15 protein-coding genes are annotated in these 16,633 nt (G+C 68.3%); 3 read left to right on the top strand and 12 right to left on the bottom strand.

Going from position 1 to position 16,633, the window contains the following annotated elements:
- Nucleotide 1: 1 nt before the first annotated feature.
- From carB to ACWGCN_RS15375, 7 genes are all read right to left on the bottom strand, one after another.
- A complete protein-coding gene (gene carB / locus ACWGCN_RS15405; protein WP_452457839.1) occupies nt 2–3,364 on the bottom strand; it encodes a carbamoyl-phosphate synthase large subunit in 3,363 nt (1,120 codons plus the stop codon).
- Nucleotides 3,364–4,479, bottom strand: coding sequence for a glutamine-hydrolyzing carbamoyl-phosphate synthase small subunit (carA, locus tag ACWGCN_RS15400; RefSeq protein ID WP_378989060.1), 1,116 nt, complete (start codon nt 4,477–4,479; stop codon nt 3,364–3,366). Before carA ends, carB begins: the two co-directional genes overlap by 1 nt.
- A complete protein-coding gene (locus ACWGCN_RS15395; RefSeq protein WP_358062764.1) occupies nt 4,476–4,979 on the bottom strand; it encodes a PH-like domain-containing protein in 504 nt (167 codons plus the stop codon). The genes carA and ACWGCN_RS15395 overlap by 4 nt, the downstream gene beginning before the upstream one ends.
- Nucleotides 4,980–4,991: 12 nt before the next feature.
- Nucleotides 4,992–6,290: a dihydroorotase gene (locus ACWGCN_RS15390; protein ID WP_379314659.1), complete on the bottom strand. Its 1,299-nt coding sequence runs from the start codon at nt 6,288–6,290 to the stop codon at nt 4,992–4,994.
- Entirely contained in the window at nt 6,287–7,240 is a 954-nt protein-coding gene (locus ACWGCN_RS15385; RefSeq protein ID WP_266290507.1) for an aspartate carbamoyltransferase catalytic subunit, read from the bottom strand. Before ACWGCN_RS15385 ends, ACWGCN_RS15390 begins: the two co-directional genes overlap by 4 nt.
- Complete coding sequence (pyrR, locus tag ACWGCN_RS15380) at nt 7,237–7,869, bottom strand: bifunctional pyr operon transcriptional regulator/uracil phosphoribosyltransferase PyrR (protein ID WP_378989058.1); 633 nt, start codon at nt 7,867–7,869, stop codon at nt 7,237–7,239. Before pyrR ends, ACWGCN_RS15385 begins: the two co-directional genes overlap by 4 nt.
- A gap of 308 nt (nt 7,870–8,177) precedes the next feature.
- The gene (locus ACWGCN_RS15375) at nt 8,178–9,026 is read right to left on the bottom strand and encodes an SAM-dependent methyltransferase (protein ID WP_387442884.1); all 849 of its coding nucleotides are present in this window, start codon (nt 9,024–9,026) and stop codon (nt 8,178–8,180) included.
- 99 nt (nt 9,027–9,125) lie between these two features.
- Between ACWGCN_RS15375 and ACWGCN_RS15370 the strand changes: the two genes are divergently transcribed.
- The 3 genes from ACWGCN_RS15370 to ACWGCN_RS15360 all read left to right on the top strand — a co-directional run bounded on the left by ACWGCN_RS15370 (nt 9,126) and on the right by ACWGCN_RS15360 (nt 10,817).
- Nucleotides 9,126–9,683: a TetR/AcrR family transcriptional regulator gene (locus ACWGCN_RS15370; protein WP_452457838.1), complete on the top strand. Its 558-nt coding sequence runs from the start codon at nt 9,126–9,128 to the stop codon at nt 9,681–9,683.
- A 63-nt stretch (nt 9,684–9,746) separates the two neighbouring features.
- Nucleotides 9,747–10,370 carry a GNAT family N-acetyltransferase gene (locus ACWGCN_RS15365; RefSeq protein WP_449965986.1) on the top strand — a complete coding sequence of 208 codons (624 nt, stop codon included), beginning with the start codon at nt 9,747–9,749 and terminating at the stop codon, nt 10,368–10,370.
- 156 nt (nt 10,371–10,526) lie between these two features.
- Entirely contained in the window at nt 10,527–10,817 is a 291-nt protein-coding gene (locus ACWGCN_RS15360) for a hypothetical protein (protein WP_378989054.1), read from the top strand.
- A gap of 81 nt (nt 10,818–10,898) precedes the next feature.
- Here ACWGCN_RS15360 and ACWGCN_RS15355 read toward each other — a convergent pair whose 3' ends face one another.
- The 5 genes from ACWGCN_RS15355 to ACWGCN_RS15335 all read right to left on the bottom strand — a co-directional run bounded on the left by ACWGCN_RS15355 (nt 10,899) and on the right by ACWGCN_RS15335 (nt 16,620).
- Nucleotides 10,899–11,834: a helix-turn-helix domain-containing protein gene (locus ACWGCN_RS15355; protein WP_452457837.1), complete on the bottom strand. Its 936-nt coding sequence runs from the start codon at nt 11,832–11,834 to the stop codon at nt 10,899–10,901.
- A 127-nt stretch (nt 11,835–11,961) separates the two neighbouring features.
- On the bottom strand, nt 11,962–12,873 hold the full coding sequence (locus ACWGCN_RS15350) for an EamA family transporter (RefSeq protein ID WP_378989052.1): 912 nt from the start codon (nt 12,871–12,873) through the stop codon (nt 11,962–11,964).
- A 150-nt stretch (nt 12,874–13,023) separates the two neighbouring features.
- A complete protein-coding gene (locus tag ACWGCN_RS15345; protein ID WP_452457836.1) occupies nt 13,024–14,556 on the bottom strand; it encodes an FAD-dependent monooxygenase in 1,533 nt (510 codons plus the stop codon).
- A gap of 136 nt (nt 14,557–14,692) precedes the next feature.
- On the bottom strand, nt 14,693–16,030 hold the full coding sequence (locus ACWGCN_RS15340; protein ID WP_452457835.1) for a DoxX family protein: 1,338 nt from the start codon (nt 16,028–16,030) through the stop codon (nt 14,693–14,695).
- The gene (locus ACWGCN_RS15335) at nt 16,027–16,620 is read right to left on the bottom strand and encodes a M15 family metallopeptidase (RefSeq protein ID WP_378989049.1); all 594 of its coding nucleotides are present in this window, start codon (nt 16,618–16,620) and stop codon (nt 16,027–16,029) included. Before ACWGCN_RS15335 ends, ACWGCN_RS15340 begins: the two co-directional genes overlap by 4 nt.
- Nucleotides 16,621–16,633 lie beyond the last annotated feature (13 nt).

Here is a 16,633-nt window from a genome sequence, read left to right as displayed (position 1 = left end):
GTCAGCCACGCAGTTTCGAGTGCAGTTCCTGCAGCGAGCGCACCCCGATGCCACCGTTGATACCGGCCTCGATGCCCTGCACCGCCGCGGCAGCGCCCTGCACGGTGGTGATGCACGGGATGTTCGCGCCCACCGCGGCGGTGCGGATCTCGTAGCCGTCCACGCGGGGGCCCGAGTTGCCGTAGGGGGTGTTGAACACGATGTCGATCTCGCCGTCGCGGATCTGCTCCACGATCGAGGCCTCCGGCATGCCGGTGGCCGGATCGGTCGATTCCGGATCCGAGTGCTTGCGTGCCTGTTCGCACGGAATGCCGTTGCGGCGCAGGGTTTCCGCGGTGCCCTCGGTGGCGAGGATGCGGAAGCCCAGGTCGTGCAGGCGCTTGATCGGGAACACCATGGCGCGCTTGTCGCGGTTGGCGATCGAGACGAACACGGTGCCCTCGGTCGGCAGCGAGCCGTAGGCGGCGGCCTGGCTCTTGGCGAAGGCGGTGCCGAAGTCGGCGTCGATGCCCATGACCTCACCGGTGGACTTCATCTCCGGCGAGAGCAGCGAGTCGATGCCGGAGCCGTCGGCGCGACGGAACCGGTGGAAGGGCAGCACGGCTTCCTTCACCGCGACCGGCGCGTCGAGCGGCACATGACCGCCGTCGCCCTCGGGCGGCAGCATGCCTTCCTCGCGCAGGTCGGCGATGGTGGCGCCGAGCATCACGCGCGCGCACGCCTTGGCCAGCGGAACCGCGGTGGCCTTGGAGACGAACGGAACCGTGCGGCTCGCCCGGGGATTGGCTTCCAGGACGTAGAGCACGTCGTCCTTGAGGGCGTACTGCACATTGAGCAGGCCCTTGACGCCGATGCCCTTGGCCAGCGCGATGGTGGAGCGGCGCACGGCCTCGATGTCGCTGCGGCCCAACGTGATCGGGGGCAGCGCGCAGGCGGAGTCACCGGAGTGGATGCCGGCTTCCTCGATGTGTTCCATCACGCCGCCGAGGTAGACCTCGTCGCCGTCGCACAGCGCGTCGACGTCGATCTCGATGGCGTCTTCGAGGAAGCGGTCGACCAGCACCGGGTGATCCGGGTTGAGCTCGGTGGCGCGGGAGATGTAGCCCTCGAGGGACTGCTCGTCGTAGACGATCTCCATGCCGCGCCCGCCCAGCACGTAGGAGGGGCGGACCAGCACCGGGTAGCCGATCTCGCCTGCGATCTTCTTGGCCTGGGCCACCGTGGTGGCGGTGCCGTACTTGGGCGCGGGCAGTCCGGCGGCGACGAGCACGTCACCGAATTCGCCACGGTCCTCGGCCAGGTCGATCGCGGCCGCGGAGGTGCCGACCACCGGCACGCCGGCGTCGGTGAGCCGCTGCGCCAGACCCAGCGGGGTCTGTCCACCGAGCTGCACGATCACACCGGCGACGGTGCCCGACTCGGCTTCGGCGTTGTACACCTCGAGAACGTCCTCGAAGGTGAGCGGCTCGAAGTAGAGACGATCGGCGGTGTCGTAGTCGGTGGAGACGGTCTCGGGGTTGCAGTTGACCATCACGGTCTCGTACCCGGCGGCCGACAGGGTCTGGGCCGCATGCACACACGAGTAGTCGAACTCGATGCCCTGACCGATGCGGTTCGGGCCCGAGCCCAGGATGATGACCTTCTCGCGCTCACGCTGTGGCGCGACCTCGGACTCCGCGCCGGGATCCAGCTCGTAGGTGCTGTAGTGGTACGGGGTCTTGGCCTCGAACTCCGCGGCACAGGTGTCGACGGTCTTGTAGACCGGGCGCACCGCGAGCCGGTGACGCAGCGAGCGCACACCCGACTCACCGGCCAGCTCGGGCCGCAGGGCGGCGAGCTGACGGTCGGACAGGCCGTAGTGCTTGGCGCGGCGCAGCAGATCCTCGTCGAGGACGGGCGCATCGAGGACTTCGGTCCGCAGCTCGACCAGGCCGAGCACCTCGGCGACGAACCACGGGTCCACACCGGAGGCCAGCGCGACCTCCGCGACGCTCGCGCCGTAGCGCAGTGCGCGTTCGACCTGGTAGATGCGACCTTCGGTCGGCACACGCAGGTCGGCGAGGATGGCTTCGATCGCCTCGCGCACCGAGGCCGGATCGCTGGGATCGGCCGGGGCCCACTGGCCGTCGTCGGTGGTCCAGAAGCTGGCGGCCTTGGTCTCGAGCGAGCGCAGCACCTTGCCGAGGGCCTCGGAGAAGTTGCGGCCCATCGACATCGCCTCGCCCACCGACTTCATGGTGGTGGTCAGCGTGGCGTCGGCGCCGGGGAACTTCTCGAACGCGAACCGCGGCGCCTTCACGACGACGTAGTCCAGGGTCGGCTCGAAAGAGGCCGGGGTCTCGCCGGTGATGTCGTTGACGATCTCGTCGAGGGTGTAGCCGATGGCCAGCTTGGCGGCGATCTTGGCGATCGGGAAGCCGGTGGCCTTCGACGCCAGCGCCGAGGAGCGCGAGACGCGGGGGTTCATCTCGATGACGATCAGGCGACCGTCTGCGGGATCCACCGCGAACTGGATGTTGCAGCCGCCGGTGTCGACGCCGACCTCGCGCAGGATCGCGATGCCGAGATCGCGCATCTTCTGGTACTCGCGGTCGGTGAGGGTCATCGCGGGGGCGACGGTGACCGAGTCACCGGTGTGCACGCCCATCGGGTCGACGTTCTCGATCGAGCAGACGATGACCACGTTGTCGTTGCGGTCACGCATGAGCTCGAGTTCGAACTCCTTCCAGCCGAGGATGGACTCCTCGATCAGGACGTTCGCGGTCGGCGAGGCGGACAGGCCGCCACCGGCGATGCGGTCGAGGTCTTCCTCGTTGTAGGCCATGCCCGAGCCGAGCCCACCCATGGTGAACGAGGGACGCACGACCACGGGGTAACCGAGGTCGGCGACGGTCTCGCGGACTTCGTCCATGGTGTAACAGACGGCGCTGCGGGCACTCTCACCGCCGACCTTGGCGACGATGTCCTTGAACTTCTGCCGGTCCTCACCGCGCTGGATGGCGTCGAAGTCGGCGCCGATCAGCTCGACGTTGTACTTCTGCAGCACACCGTTCTCGTGCAGCGCGACCGCAGTGTTGAGCGCGGTCTGCCCACCGAGGGTGGCCAGGATGGCGTCGGGGCGTTCCTTCTCGATGACCTTCTCGACGAACTCCGGGGTGATCGGCTCGACGTAGGTGGCGTCGGCGAATTCCGGGTCGGTCATGATGGTCGCCGGGTTGGAGTTCACCAGCGACACGCGCAGTCCTTCGGACCGCAGCACCCGGCACGCCTGGGTACCGGAGTAGTCGAATTCGCACGCCTGGCCGATCACGATCGGGCCAGAGCCGATCACCAGGATGTGCTTCAGATCCTCGCGGCGAGGCATCAGGCTCCTTCCATGAGACCGGCGAAACGGTCGAACAGGTATGCGGCGTCGTGCGGGCCTGCGGCGGCCTCGGGGTGGTACTGCACCGAGAAGGCGCGGCCGTCGATCAGCCGGACCCCTTCGACGGTGCCGTCGTTGGCGCAGATGTGGGAGACCTCGGCCTTGCCGAACGGGGTGTCGAACACCTCGCCGCGCTCGCCCTCGAGGGCGAAGCCGTGGTTCTGGGCGGTGATGGACACGCGGCCGGTGCCCTCTTCGATCACCGGGATATTGATGCCGCGGTGGCCGAACTTCATCTTGTAGGTGCTGCGGCCCAGTGCCCGGCCCAGGATCTGGTTGCCGAAGCAGATGCCGAACAGCGGGATCCCGCGTTCCAGGACACCCTGGGTGAGCGCGATCGCGCCGACCTGGGTGGCCGGGTCGCCGGGGCCGTTCGACAGGAAGACCCCGTTGGGGTTCAGCGCGAGGATGTCGTCGAGGGAGGTGTTCGACGGCACCACGTGGGTGCGCACGCCGCGCTCGGCGAACATGCGCGGGGTGTTGGTCTTGATGCCGAGGTCGACCGCGACGACGGTGAACTTGTGGTCACCGATCGGTTCGATCGTGTACATCGCGTCGGTGCTGACCTCTTCGGCGAGGTCGGCGCCCAGCATCGAGGCCTGGCCGTTCACCCGGGCGAGGAGTTCCTCGTCGTTGGCCAGTGCCGCGCCGGAGAAGATGCCCGCCTTCATCGAGCCGCGGCTGCGCAGGTGGCGGACCACCGCGCGGGTGTCGATGCCCGCGATGCCGACCACGTCCTGGCGGTCGAGCTCGTCGGTCAGCGTGCCGGTGGCGCGCCAGTTGGAGGAGACCCGCGAGGGGTCGCGCACGGCGTAGCCGGCGACCCAGATCTTGGCGGACTCGTCGTCCTCGTCGTTCCAGCCGGTGTTGCCGATCTGCGGGGCCGTGGCCACCACGATCTGGCGGGCGTAGCTGGGATCGGTCAGGGTTTCCTGGTACCCGGTCATCGCCGTGCAGAACACGGCCTCACCGAGTGTCTGTCCCTCGGCGCCGAAGGCGGTACCGCGGAATACGCGGCCGTCCTCGAGCACCAAGGCTGCCTTCACTGTGCTCATTCATCGTCTCCCGTCGTCACCCTGGTATCCGCAGTCCATGCCGGGTACACCGTCTTGTCGTCGCCCCGGAATCCGGTATCGATCTCGGTTCCGGTCGGCAGTGTCCAGCGAATTACCAGCACACCATTCTCCGTCATCACTTTGCCCGCGTGTCCGCGCTCGGTACGCACGGCTGTCACCGATTCCTGCGGAATCCAGATCACCGTGGCGCCGTCGCGTTCGAGCAGAATCCCGCGTTCGAACCGCGTCAGTTCGGCGGTCGCCCGGAATCCCAGGTCACCGACCGCGATCCGGTCCTGCCAGCTGGGCGCGATGGTGCTGCCCAGGTACATGCCGGTGGTCGGTTCCAGTAGTTGTGCGCCCAGTTCGGCCGGCACCGTCGGCAGTTCGCCGATGCGTGCCTGCTGTCGCGTGGCCTTCTTCTGCCAAGCCCGGTACATCAGCCACAGGCACACAATGAAAAATGCCAGCAGCCCGACTACCCACAGCGTTCTTTCCACGTCCTGGCCTCCCTAGATCCCGACCGCCTTGCCCTCGCGGGCAGTTACCCGGCCGCGCAGCACAGTGGCTGTGACCTCGGCCGGGAACGTCATGTCCTCGAACGGTGTGTTGTTCGAGATACTCGCCAGCTCGGCGCCGCGCACCGTCCACTCGGCGTCGGGGTCGATCAGCGTGAGGTTGGCGGGCTCGCCGACCGCGATCGGGCGGCCGTGGTCGTCGAGGCCGACGATCGCGGCGGGCTTCTCGCTCATCACCTTCGCGACGCCGCGCCAGTCGAGCAGGCCGGGCTCGACCATCGTCTGCACGATGATCGACAGCGCCGTCTCCAGCCCGAGCATGCCGGGGCGGGCGGCCGCGAATTCGCAGCACTTGTCCTGCTCGGCGTGCGGGGCGTGGTCGGTGGCGACGCAGTCGATGATGCCGTCGGCCAGTGCCTGGCGCAGGGCCGCCACGTCGGTGGATTCGCGCAGCGGCGGGTTCACCTTGTTGACCGCGTCATAGGTTTCCAGGCGCGAGTCGTCGAGCAGCAGGTGGTGCGGGGTGACCTCCGCAGTGATCGAGATGCCCTGGGACTTGGCCCATTTCACCAGTTCGACGGTGCCCGCGGTGGAGGCGTGGCAGATGTGCACGCGGGCGTTCGCGTCGCGGGCCAGCAGTGCGTCACGTGCGACGATCGACTCCTCGGCGGCGCGCGGCCAGCCGTGCAGTCCGAGGCGCGCGGCGTTGGGGCCTTCGTGCGCGATGGCGTTCTTGGTCAGGCGCGGTTCCTCGGCATGCTGGGCGATGAGCACGCCCAGCGAGTTCGCGTATTCGAGGGCACGGCGCATGATCAGCGGGTCGTCGACGCAGTGGCCGTCGTCGGAGAACATCCGGACCTGGCCGATACCGGCGGCCATGGTACCCATCTCGGCCAGCTGCTTACCCTGCAGGCCGACCGTCACGGCACCGACCGGGAACACGTCGACGAGACCGACTTCCTGGCCGCGACGCCACACGTGGTCGGTGATGACCACCGAGTCGGCGACCGGGCTGGTGTTGGCCATCGCGAACACCGCGGTGTAACCGCCCAGTGCGGCGGCGGCGGAACCGGTTTCGATGGTCTCGGTGTCTTCGCGGCCGGGTTCGCGCAGGTGCGTGTGCAGGTCGACGAAGCCGGGCAGCAGGATCTGGCCGTTGCCCTCGATCACCTCGGCGCCGTCGGACGCCGTGAGGCCCGTGCCGATGTCGGCGATGAGGGTGCCGCGCACCAGGACGTCGACGGGGTCGCCTTCGCCGTAGGGCTTGACGTTCTTGATCAGCAGCTCACTCATACCGTTTCCTCCTGACCCACGAGCAGCCGGAACAACACGGCCATCCGCATGTGCACTCCGTTCGAGACCTGCTGCAGCACAGCAGATTTCGGCGAATCCGCGACCGCCGAAGCGATTTCCATGCCGCGCAGCATCGGGCCGGGATGCAGTACCACCGCGTCGTCGCCGAGCAGCGCGAGCCTGCGCTCGGACAGTCCGTAGTTGATCGAATATTCGCGGGCCGACGGGAAGAACCCGCCGTTCATCCGCTCCGCCTGCACCCGCAGCATCATCACCGCGTCGGCGCCGGGCAGTTCCGCGTCCAGCGAGGACGAGACCCGGCAGGGCCAGGCCTCCACGCCGACCGGCAGCAGCGTGCGCGGCGCCACCAGGACCACTTCGGCACCGAGGGTGTTGAGCAGGGAGACGTTCGAGCGGGCGACCCGGCTGTGCAGGATGTCGCCGACCAGCACGATCCGCTTGCCCTCGATGTCGCCGAGGCGCTGGCGCAGGGTGAGTGCGTCGAGCAGGGCCTGAGTGGGGTGCTGGTGGGTGCCGTCGCCCGCGTTGATGATCGACGGGGCGGCGCGGTTCTCCTCGCGCGCCCACTGCTCCATCCAGCGCGCGATCTGGTGCGCGGCACCCGACGCCGGGTGCCGCACGATCAGCGCGTCGGCGCCCGCCGCGTGCAGGGTGAGGGCGGTGTCGCGCAGCGATTCACCTTTGGAGACAGAGGAACTCGACGCACTCACATTGATCACGTCGGCGCTCATCCACTTGCCCGCGACCTCGAAGGACACGCGGGTGCGGGTGGAGTTCTCGTAGAACACCGTCATCACGGTGCGTCCGCGCAGGGTCGGCAGCTTCTTCACCTCGCGGCCCAGCAGCGCCTGTTCGAAGCGCTCAGCTTCGTCGAGGAGTTCGGTGGCGGCGCCGCGATCCAGGTCGGCGACCGTCAGCAAATGCTTCACTCTTGACCTTCCTGATGCAGATACACACCGTCACGACCGTCGTGCTCGACCATCAGCACCGAGATGTCCTCGGCGCGCGAGGTCGGCACGTTCTTGCCCACGTAGTCGGCGCGGATCGGCAGTTCGCGGTGGCCGCGGTCGATGAGCACGGCCAGTTGCACGGCGCGGGGGCGGCCGAGGTCGCGCAGGCCGTCGAGGGCGGAGCGGACCGTGCGGCCGGAGAACAGCACGTCGTCGACGAGGACGACCAGGGAGTTCTCGATGCCGCCGTCGGGCACCGAGGTGCGTTCGAGCGGGCGGTGCGGGCGACTGCGCAGGTCGTCGCGGTACAGCGTGATGTCGAGGGAGCCGAGGGCGGGGCGCACACCGGAGAATTCCTCGATCTTGTCCGCCAGCCGATTGGCCAGGGTGGTGCCGCGCGTCGGGATTCCCATGAGAACCACCCGCGGTGCGTCGGCGTCGCCGGAATCCAAGGCGGTCTTCTCGATGATCTGATGCGCGATGCGCGCTACGGTCCTGGTGACGTCCGATGGCGACAACAGCTCGCGTCCGGCCGCCACCCACTCCGGGGTGTGCCGCTGCGATGTTTCGCCCGCGCCGGTTTTGGCCGCCCGTTCGGGCACAGCCATGCCGACCTCCTTCCCCGCCTCACCGGACGGTCCGTTAAAGGATGCCTAACTCGCCCGTCAGCCTATCAGCGCCGCGAGGTGCCTTTGACCAGGTAGGCCCACCTGTGAGCGCGACCACGGAGCACAAGAGGGTGACCGCTGCCGTGTCGGTGCTCACAGGCACGCCGAAAGTGCAGCGAGCGCGCATGTTTCACCCCCACGCAGACCTGGGGCGACCGCCCCGAGGCGAGCGGTCGGTGATCGCGTTCACGTCGCCGGAACGACCTCGGCAACCGCCGCCGCCTCGACGCGACATGGTTTGCCTTCCGTCACACCCGCTCGGCGAGCACGACGCCGACCTCCGGGTCGTTCACCGCCACGTCTCTGCCGAGGGGAACGATCATGTCGTCCCAAGCGCGGAACCGCGTGTGCCAGCCGTGCTCGAGCAGCCACTGCTCCCCCGGGCGCCCGGCGTCCGGCGGTGGCATACCGGCGTCGTCACCGGCGACGAGGCGACGCAATTCGGCATAGGGCGCAGCCTCGGGGTCGACCGCGAACCGGCTGAGACCGAAGTGGCTGCCGGGCGCGGACAGTGTCGTCAGCGTCGCCACCGTGCGGAGATGATCCCCGGGTGGGAGGTACGGGAGCGCGCCCTCGTCGATCCAGTGAGTCGGCAGCTCGGGCCGAAATCCCCGCTCGCGCAGCGGAACAGCCCAGTCGGTGCGCAGGTCGATCGGTAGGACGTGTCGTTGCGTGGTCGGCGTGGCGTGCAGTGCGCGCAGTACCGGCTCCTTGAAGGCGAACAACTCGGGCAGGTCCAGTTCGTAGACGGTGACGTCGGCGGGCAGACCCATCCGGAACGCGCGGGTGTCCAGACCGGCGCCGAGCAGAACGATCTGCCTGCATCCGGCGGCGACGGCCTCGGCCACCCGGTCGTCGACCAGGCGAACCCCGACGGATCTTCCCGCGAAGAACTGTTCGGCCACGGCCTCGACTCGCTCCCATTTCGCGGCGCCTGCCCCGGTGCGGGTGAAGTCACGTCGCGCCGCGTCGACGAACGCCGTAGCGAGCGGGTCGGCGTAGAGCCGATCCGGCCTGCGCGACTCCTGCTCGCGGATCAGCGCGACGCCGATCGCTGTCAGCGCCACCCCCGCGGTAGGTGCGTTCACGTGTGTCATCTGCCCCTCCTTCAAACTAACTTGCCGACCGGCTAGTGATCTCGGTCATGATTCGACGGTAGGCTCCCCCTAGCCGGTCGTCAAGCAAAGGAAAGCCCCGTGGACGGACGTCGTAGCGACACCAGGGAACGCATTCGCACGGTGGCGATGGAACTGTTCTCCGAGCGCGGGTACGAGAAGACCTCGCTGCGCGAGATCGCCGAGCGGCTCGGCGTCACCAAAGCCGCGCTGTACTACCACTTCCGGACCAAGGAAGACATCGTCGTCAGCCTCTCCGACGATCTACGCCGTGGCATCGACGACATCGTCACCTGGGCCGAACAGGCACCGCCGGGTTCCGAACGGGCCGAGCAGATCCTGCGCCGCTACAGCGCGCTGCTGCACAGTCTCGGCCGTGACATGGTGCGGTTCTGGCACGAGAACCAACCCGCGTTCCGCGACCTCGGTTTCGGCGCGGGCCTGCGCTACCAGTTCCGCGTGCTCGCCGACCTCATGACCGCGCCCGACGGTGCTGCGCTGGACATCTACCACGCACGGCAAGCGCTGCTCGCCATCAGCTGGAGCCTGTCGATGATGGACGATCTCGATCTGACCGACGACCAGATGCACACCGCGGCAACGGATATCGCGATCGATATCCTCGCCAGGATCCACTGAACGTACATCGTCGAGCGCCGGAAACGCGTTGCCCGCGAGCACCTGCGTCCGCGATCATCGATCATGACCATCAGCACCAGCGCTCAGCCCGGGTCGACTCCCCCGCAGCGGATCGATCTGGGCGATCTGCTGCTGCGCCGGTGGCGCCCCAGTGACCTGACCCGCCAGTTCACCGCGCTGAGCACCTCGCACGCACACCTGCGCCCGTGGATGTCGTGGGCCGGGGAGCCGCCGACGCTCGCCGGGCAACGCCGTTCCCTGCAGATCTCGTCCGCACACTGGCCGACACCCGACGGCGGCTACCTCTACGGGATCTTCACCGCGAGCGGCGAGGTGGCGGGTGGCATCGGACTCCACGACAGGATCGACCCGGCCGCACTGGAGATCGGTTACTGGTGCCATACCGCCCACACCGGACGGGGAATCATCACGCGCGCCGCCCATGCTCTGACCACCGCCGCGCTCGCCCTCCCCCACATCGGTCGCGTCGAAATCCATTGCGACGCGGCCAATGTCCGCAGTGCGGCTGTTCCCCGACGGCTCGGATACGAGCTGGTCAGCACTGCCCCACGCCCGCGCACAGCGCCCGCCGACTCCGGCATCGGCATGGTCTGGTCGACCATCGAGGGTCCTCGGGCGGGCCGAGGAGATCGCTTGTCGCTCGACGACCCCCGGACTAGACTGTGACGCGCACCATATCGCGACGGCGGGTGCACACCGCCGTCCAGCGCGATCGTGATCCGATCGGAGCGCCGGATCGCGGTGTTCGATCGTGGCCCCCCGCTCGTCGGACCGGGCCCGAAGTCACTCCAACCCGCTCGACCGCGCAAGGAGATGACCGTCATGGCGGTTGCCGTCGAACTCGAATTCACCGGCGCGACACTCGAACAGTACGACCAGGCCCTCGGGAAGATGGGCTTCGTGCACGGCGGCTCCGGCGGCCCCGGCCTCCTGTTCCATCTGGTCAGGAAGACCGACACCGGATTCCACGTCACCGACGTGTGGGAAACCCCCGAGCAATTCCAGAGCTTCGCCGAATCCACCCTCGGCCCCATCGGCATGGAAGTCGGCATGCCCAACCAGCCCACCATCGAAGTCCACGAAATCTACAACTACCTGGCTCAGGGAAACTGACACGCCACACGGGGCGAGTAGTCGCCGAACCACGCCGCTCGAGCCGGTGCCTGTGCCTCGTTCCAGGTCAGGACCTGCGGCTCACGCCATGTGGGCGCGCAGGGCTTGGGCGAACCAGGTGAAGATCGGGGCCAGGTCGGGTTGGTCGGGCCAGGCGTTCACGGTGCCGAGTAGCCGCCAATAGCGTTGTACGCGTGGGTCGTCGGCTACATGGAGTCGTTCGAGAATCCACCGGCGGAGTGCGTTGTCGTCAGGGCGGTCGAAGGTGGTGGCGTAGCGGGCGGTGAGGGCATCGAGGATGGGGGTCGCGGCCGGGGGTTGTGGGGGCATGCCCGCGGCGATGGCGTCACCGACGAGTGTGCGGACGGCTTCGGTGAGGTCGTGGTGCAGGCCGGTGGTGTCGCCTGCGGCGCGTTCGCGGGCCTGGTAGTCGGCCATCCGGCGGACAGCGTCACGGAAGTCGTTGTCCTGCACCAGTTCCGCCAGTTCCATCCAGGCTGCCAGCTGATCGGGGGTCGGGTCGTCGGGGAGGTCGGGCACGCTTGCCCGGACCAGCTCCACCATGGCGGGGTTGGCGGCGTAGCGGCCGAAGGTGTCGTCGACGAATTCCTCGATGAGGCGGTGCCTTTCGGCAGCGGACAGGGCGGCGAGTCGGTGCATGAGGTTCATCTCTCGTTGGCTGGAGTCCCTGACGGCCACCGCTCGCAACACGGCCCGGCGCACCCGCAGGGTCCGGATCTCGACGTCGAGCGCGTCCGCGTGAGTGGCGGCGACCTCTGCCATCGAGGATTCGCGATCGAGCACAGCGCGCACGGTGCTCAGATCCATGCCGAGTGCGCGCAGGGTGCGCACGAATTCCAGTCGCGCGATCGCGGCGGTGTCGTAGAGGCGGTGGCCGGCCGGGCTGAGTACGGTCGGCGCCACGATGTCGCGGTCGGCGTAGAAGCGGATGGTCTTGACCGTGAGCGCGGTACGCGCGGCCACTTCACCGATCGTGCGGAGCGTGTCGTCGTCCATGGATCTCAGCGTGCCGTCTCCCCTCGGGGGAGAGGCAAATCCTCGCTGCGCGGAATCAGCGGCGCCGCTCGGCCTCTCACAGCGCCATCGCCGGAGCGGGCGTCTCGCGCATGATCCGGACGGACGGTCACAGCGGTGCGGGCGGTTCCGGCGTGGTCTGGCGGGCGGGCAGGGCGCTGATCGTCAATGCCAGCATGACCAATGCGATGCCCGCGAGTTCCAGCAGGGTGGGGCGTTGCGCGAGAGCGATCGCGCCCACGACGGTCGCGGTCGCCGGGAGCAACGCGAGCAGCAGGGCGAATCGGGCGCGTCCCACCGCGGTCAGCACCACCTGGTCCAGCGCGTAGGGCACCGCACTCGACAGCACACCGACACCGAGACCGAGCAGCCAGGTCCGCGGATCGGCGAATACCGCGGCATCGATCATCAGCTGCGGAATCAGCACGAACGGCGCCAGTAGCACCGCCGCGGCCGCCATCCCGACAGCGAGAGAATCCTGGCCTTCACCGGTATCGGCGACGCGCTTGCCGACCAGGATGTACGCCGCCCACAGGACCGCCGAGGCGAGAGCGAACCCCACCCCGACCGGCTCGACGTCGAACTGCACGCCGGCCAGCAACACCACACCGACCGCCACCAGCGCCACGGCGAGCAGGTCGCGCGCCCGCCGCGACCCGAGCGTCGCGACGGCGACCGGACCGAGGAATTCGATGGCCACGGCGGTGCCGAGCGGGATACGCGCGATGGCCTCGTAGAACACGATGTTCATCGACACGGTGACGATGCCGAAGCCCGCCGCCGTCGCGATGCCCCGCCGTGTCCAGCGGGTCCGCCACGGCCGCCGCCAGGCCAGCAACGCGACCCCCGCCGCCGCGGCCCGCAACCAGGCGACAGTGGACGGCTCGGTGGTGTCGAACAGGAAGACGCCGAGTGCCGCACCCACATATTGCGAGGTCGCCGCGATGATGAACACCATCGGCACCGACCAGCCGGGTAGCGCGCGCGTCGCCGCCCGGTCGGTTGTCGAGATCGCATTCATCCCAGGAGTAATCCACACACGGGCACGGATTTCAACGCGAACCGGCCCGGGATCGAATGATCGAGGACCGGTTCGCACTACCGGTGACAGTGCGTCCCGTGGCTGCCGGAACGTCGACGCCGGCAGCTGCGGAGTTTCGCGTTCGCGCGGTTACCGGACGCCGAACCACCTGGTCAGCGCCGCGCGCAGATCAGCTGCGGCGATGTCCGACGACTCGTCGATCGTTGCCGCCCAGGCGATGTGACCGTCGGGGCGGATCAGGAGTGCGTCGGCGACACGATCGCCGGTCTTGGCCGCGTGGATGTCGACGCGCGGTGCCCACTCCCCGGCGATCTCACGCAGATCGGCACGGTCGGCCAGGTCGAGGAAGACCGGTCGCGCGCCGCGCATGATCTCGGCGACTGTGGTGGTGCCCTGGTCGGTGTGCAGGCTCAGATCAGGAGCGAAAGTTCCGGTGAGCGAATGGGTTCCGGGCGAGGGGTAGCGCAGATCGGTGCCCGCGACGAGGGCTCCCATACGGCGCAACGCGGGTTCGTCGGAGAGCAGTTCCTGGAATACCGCGCGCAGTGCCTCGGCGGCAGGGTCCTGACCCTGGCGAAGTGCCGCCTGGGCGCGGGTCTGCAGCAGCGCGCGACCACCGGCGAAGTGACGTTCGTCGTGGTAGGTGTCGAGCAGGTCGGCCGGTGCCCAACCGTGGATGTCCGCGGCCAGCTTCCAGGCCAGGTTCACCGAATCGGTCATGCCGAGATTCATCGCGGCGCCGGTCGCGGGCAGCAGGTGGGCCGCGTCCCCCGCCAGGAAAACCCGGCCCACACGGTAGTTTTCGGCCTGTCGGTCCTGGAACTGGTAGCGCGACAAGCGAGTCGGCGCACCGAGCGCAACCTCCGCGCCCAGCACACGCCGGACGCTGTGGCCGAGTTCGGCCATGGTCAGTGGTTCGTCGTTGTCGTATTCGGCGTCGTCGTTCTCGGTGGTCTGGAAGAACATCACGCGGTCCTCGGAGCTGACCCGTCCCAGCGCGAACACCCCGGTGTCGGTGCGGGTGAATCCCGGATCGATCCGTCCGACACCGGGCACCTCGAGGCCGCCGTCGTCGAGCACGGTCACCGACTCGTGCACCGCGACCACGGCCAGCCGGTTGACCTCCGGATAGGTGCTGCCGGGGAACCCAATTCCGGCCAGTTCGCGAATCCGGCTGCGGCCGCCGTCGCAGCCGACCAGGTAGCGGGCCCGCACCCGGTACGGTCCGTCCGGCCCGTTCACTTCCGCGATCACCGCCTCGTCGTCCTGGGTCACCGCGACCACTTCGTGTCCGCGCCGGATCTCGGCGCCGAGGTCGACGGCGTCCTCGGCGAGCAGTTCCTCGACCCGCGCCTGCGGAATCGCCATGGCGTGCAACGGAGTTTCGTCGAGACCGGTGAAGTCCAGGTACACCCCGCCGAAAGGGAAGATCGGCTTCGGACTCGCGTCACCGCTGACCGCCGTCATCCGGTCGAGCAGGCCCCGATGGCGCAGCACATCCAGAATTCGCCCGCCGAGACCGCTGGCCTTCTGCGCGGTGCCCGGCCGTTCACGACGTTCGAGCACCAACGGCCGCACCCCGGCCCGGCCCAGTTCCCCGGCGAGCATCAATCCGGCAGGCCCAGCGCCGACAACGATCACGTCGGTGGTCATCTCTTGCATCTCGTCACTCCCGAATACGGCTGGTCCCTGCATTGCCCAGCGATTCTGCAGCACCACCGGGGCCTTGCCGCAAGCCCCGGGGTGAGCTATAAGTTAGAAGGGGCAACGAGTCAGCGGGTCACCGTCAGGGTGGTTGTCAGCGGAAGTACACATAGTCCTGGACCCAATGGAATCCGCGGCTGCGCAAGGTGAAGGTGTCGGGGTCCTTGCGTTCCAGGGTGATCGTGATCGGGCGGTCGTGCAGTGTTCCGCGCAGCAGCAGTCGGTCCGGGGTGGGTTTTTCGGAGGACAGTGTCGCGAACGGTGGTCCGGGGTCGACCGCGCCGATGGCGTTCATCGAGGTGAGCTCCACTTGTCCATCGGGGCGGAAGTGGGCGTGCGCGGGTACCAGTTCGCCGTTCATCCGCTGGTAGGCGGCTTCCTGCGGGTCATCGAAAACCAGTCGCTGCCACCGTGTTTCGTCGGTGGTCAGCGGCGGGATCGGCTGCCCGTCGATGGTGAAATCCCGCACCTCCCAGATTCCGTACAGCGCGGACTTGGGGCTCGCGGCACCGGATTGTTCGTGCCAGACCACCCAGCGGTCATAGCCGCTCCCCAACGCGACCCACAAGCCCAGCGCCGCCACCACCCAGATCGCCACGCGGTTCTTCCTGGCGTCGGTGAACAGCGCGGGCTGGGTCAGCGGCGCGCACGCGCGTTCGCGCGCGAAGACATCGGTCAGCCGGCGCAGGTACGGCGCGAGCAGGAACACGCTGATCAGCAGCAGGTGCGCGGCGAGCAGTTTCTCCGGTATGTCGAACGTCATGTTCAGCAGCAGAATTTGCGCTGTACTCGCCAGCGTCAACGCGGCGCCGAGCACTGCGGTCCTGGACACGAACAGCAGCAGCCCCGCCACCACTTCCACCCCACCGAGAGCCATCTCGTACGGATACGAGCTGCCGACCTGCAGCCACAACACCGAGGCGGGGCTCATCTCGCCGTACGGCCGCAACAGCTGCGCCAGTCCGGGGGCCGGCATCTGGGTGGGGATCAGTTTGGCGAACCCGAACCCGATCATCTGCCCGCCCAGAGCCAGCCGCAGGAACAGCGAGAACCAGGCGAGCGCGCGGGCGGGTACGGGACGACGGTCGACGGCTGTCCACACCGCGGCGCCGGTCGCCGCGACGACCAGCAGACAGAACACCAGTACCCAGACGGCGGTCTGGTCGCCCGCTCCGGAATCCTGGTGTAACTGAGCGTCGACCCCGAAGACCGCTCGACCCACCGGCCCGGTGACGGGGTCGGTGATGGGCATGTTCCACGGCCCCGGGTATTCGCGAATCCACCGGCCGAGGATGCCGAGCAGCGCGAACGGGATATAGGTGAGAAGCAGGCAGAGCAGGCCGAAGTAGATGATGGAGAATCGGAGGACGATCTGGGTCAGCACGGGCCGACCGGCCCGTGCGGCGACGGGGGCAGACACTGTCGTGGTCACTGCTGCATCCTCGGGTCGTGGGTCGGGTCGGCGTACAGGGGCGGGCAGCCGAGTTCCCCCGCGTCGGAGCGAAGTTCGTAATGCCAGGGTTCGTTCGCGTAGATCTGGCACAACCCATAGGCGGCGCCGTGCGCGGCCAACCATGCCGCGCCGTCGGTCGGCCCGATATCAACCGCCTCGCCGGCTACGTGAGCGGAGGTGTAGGGGGTTGCCACCCACCGAGCGGCTTCGGTTTCCGAGCCGTATTTCGAGACTGCCTCGCGCAGCAGTTGTTCCTGGTATTCCGGCGACCGCCAGCCACTGTTGACGACGAGCTCGACTCCGTCGTCCGCGGCGTCGGCGGCGGCGGCGCGCAGGGCGGCGAGCAGATCGGAGTCGAGGTTGCCGACGGACGGATTCCCGTCATCGAAGAGCGTCGCGCCGGGCGGACCGGCGTGGCCGCCGACAAAGGCGTCGATGGATCGTGCGACCGAGGACATGGTCGGCAGAGACTGGTAAACGAGGACACCGACAGACGCCGCGCTGACGATGACAACGGCGCCGAGGGCGATCGATCGGAGACGGCGAATCGCCGGTTCACGGTAGTTCATGCCCCTCAGTCAA

The sequence above is a fragment of the Nocardia sp. NPDC055050 genome (assembly GCF_053608345.1).
This window is presented reverse-complemented; position numbering and strand designations above follow the sequence as displayed.

Coding starts and splice junctions, on each gene's coding strand:
- ACWGCN_RS15355 (WP_452457837.1), bottom strand. CDS start 11,834: ATGGACGACGACACGCTCCGCACGATCGGTGAAGTGGCCGCGCGTACC.
- carB (WP_452457839.1), bottom strand. CDS start 3,364: ATGCCTCGCCGCGAGGATCTGAAGCACATCCTGGTGATCGGCTCTGGC.
- ACWGCN_RS15360 (WP_378989054.1), top strand. CDS start 10,527: ATGGCGGTTGCCGTCGAACTCGAATTCACCGGCGCGACACTCGAACAG.
- ACWGCN_RS15375 (WP_387442884.1), bottom strand. CDS start 9,026: ATGACACACGTGAACGCACCTACCGCGGGGGTGGCGCTGACAGCGATC.
- ACWGCN_RS15390 (WP_379314659.1), bottom strand. CDS start 6,290: ATGAGTGAGCTGCTGATCAAGAACGTCAAGCCCTACGGCGAAGGCGAC.
- carA (WP_378989060.1), bottom strand. CDS start 4,479: ATGAGCACAGTGAAGGCAGCCTTGGTGCTCGAGGACGGCCGCGTATTC.
- ACWGCN_RS15365 (WP_449965986.1), top strand. CDS start 9,747: ATGACCATCAGCACCAGCGCTCAGCCCGGGTCGACTCCCCCGCAGCGG.
- ACWGCN_RS15350 (WP_378989052.1), bottom strand. CDS start 12,873: ATGAATGCGATCTCGACAACCGACCGGGCGGCGACGCGCGCGCTACCC.
- ACWGCN_RS15345 (WP_452457836.1), bottom strand. CDS start 14,556: ATGCAAGAGATGACCACCGACGTGATCGTTGTCGGCGCTGGGCCTGCC.
- ACWGCN_RS15335 (WP_378989049.1), bottom strand. CDS start 16,620: ATGAACTACCGTGAACCGGCGATTCGCCGTCTCCGATCGATCGCCCTC.
- pyrR (WP_378989058.1), bottom strand. CDS start 7,869: ATGGCTGTGCCCGAACGGGCGGCCAAAACCGGCGCGGGCGAAACATCG.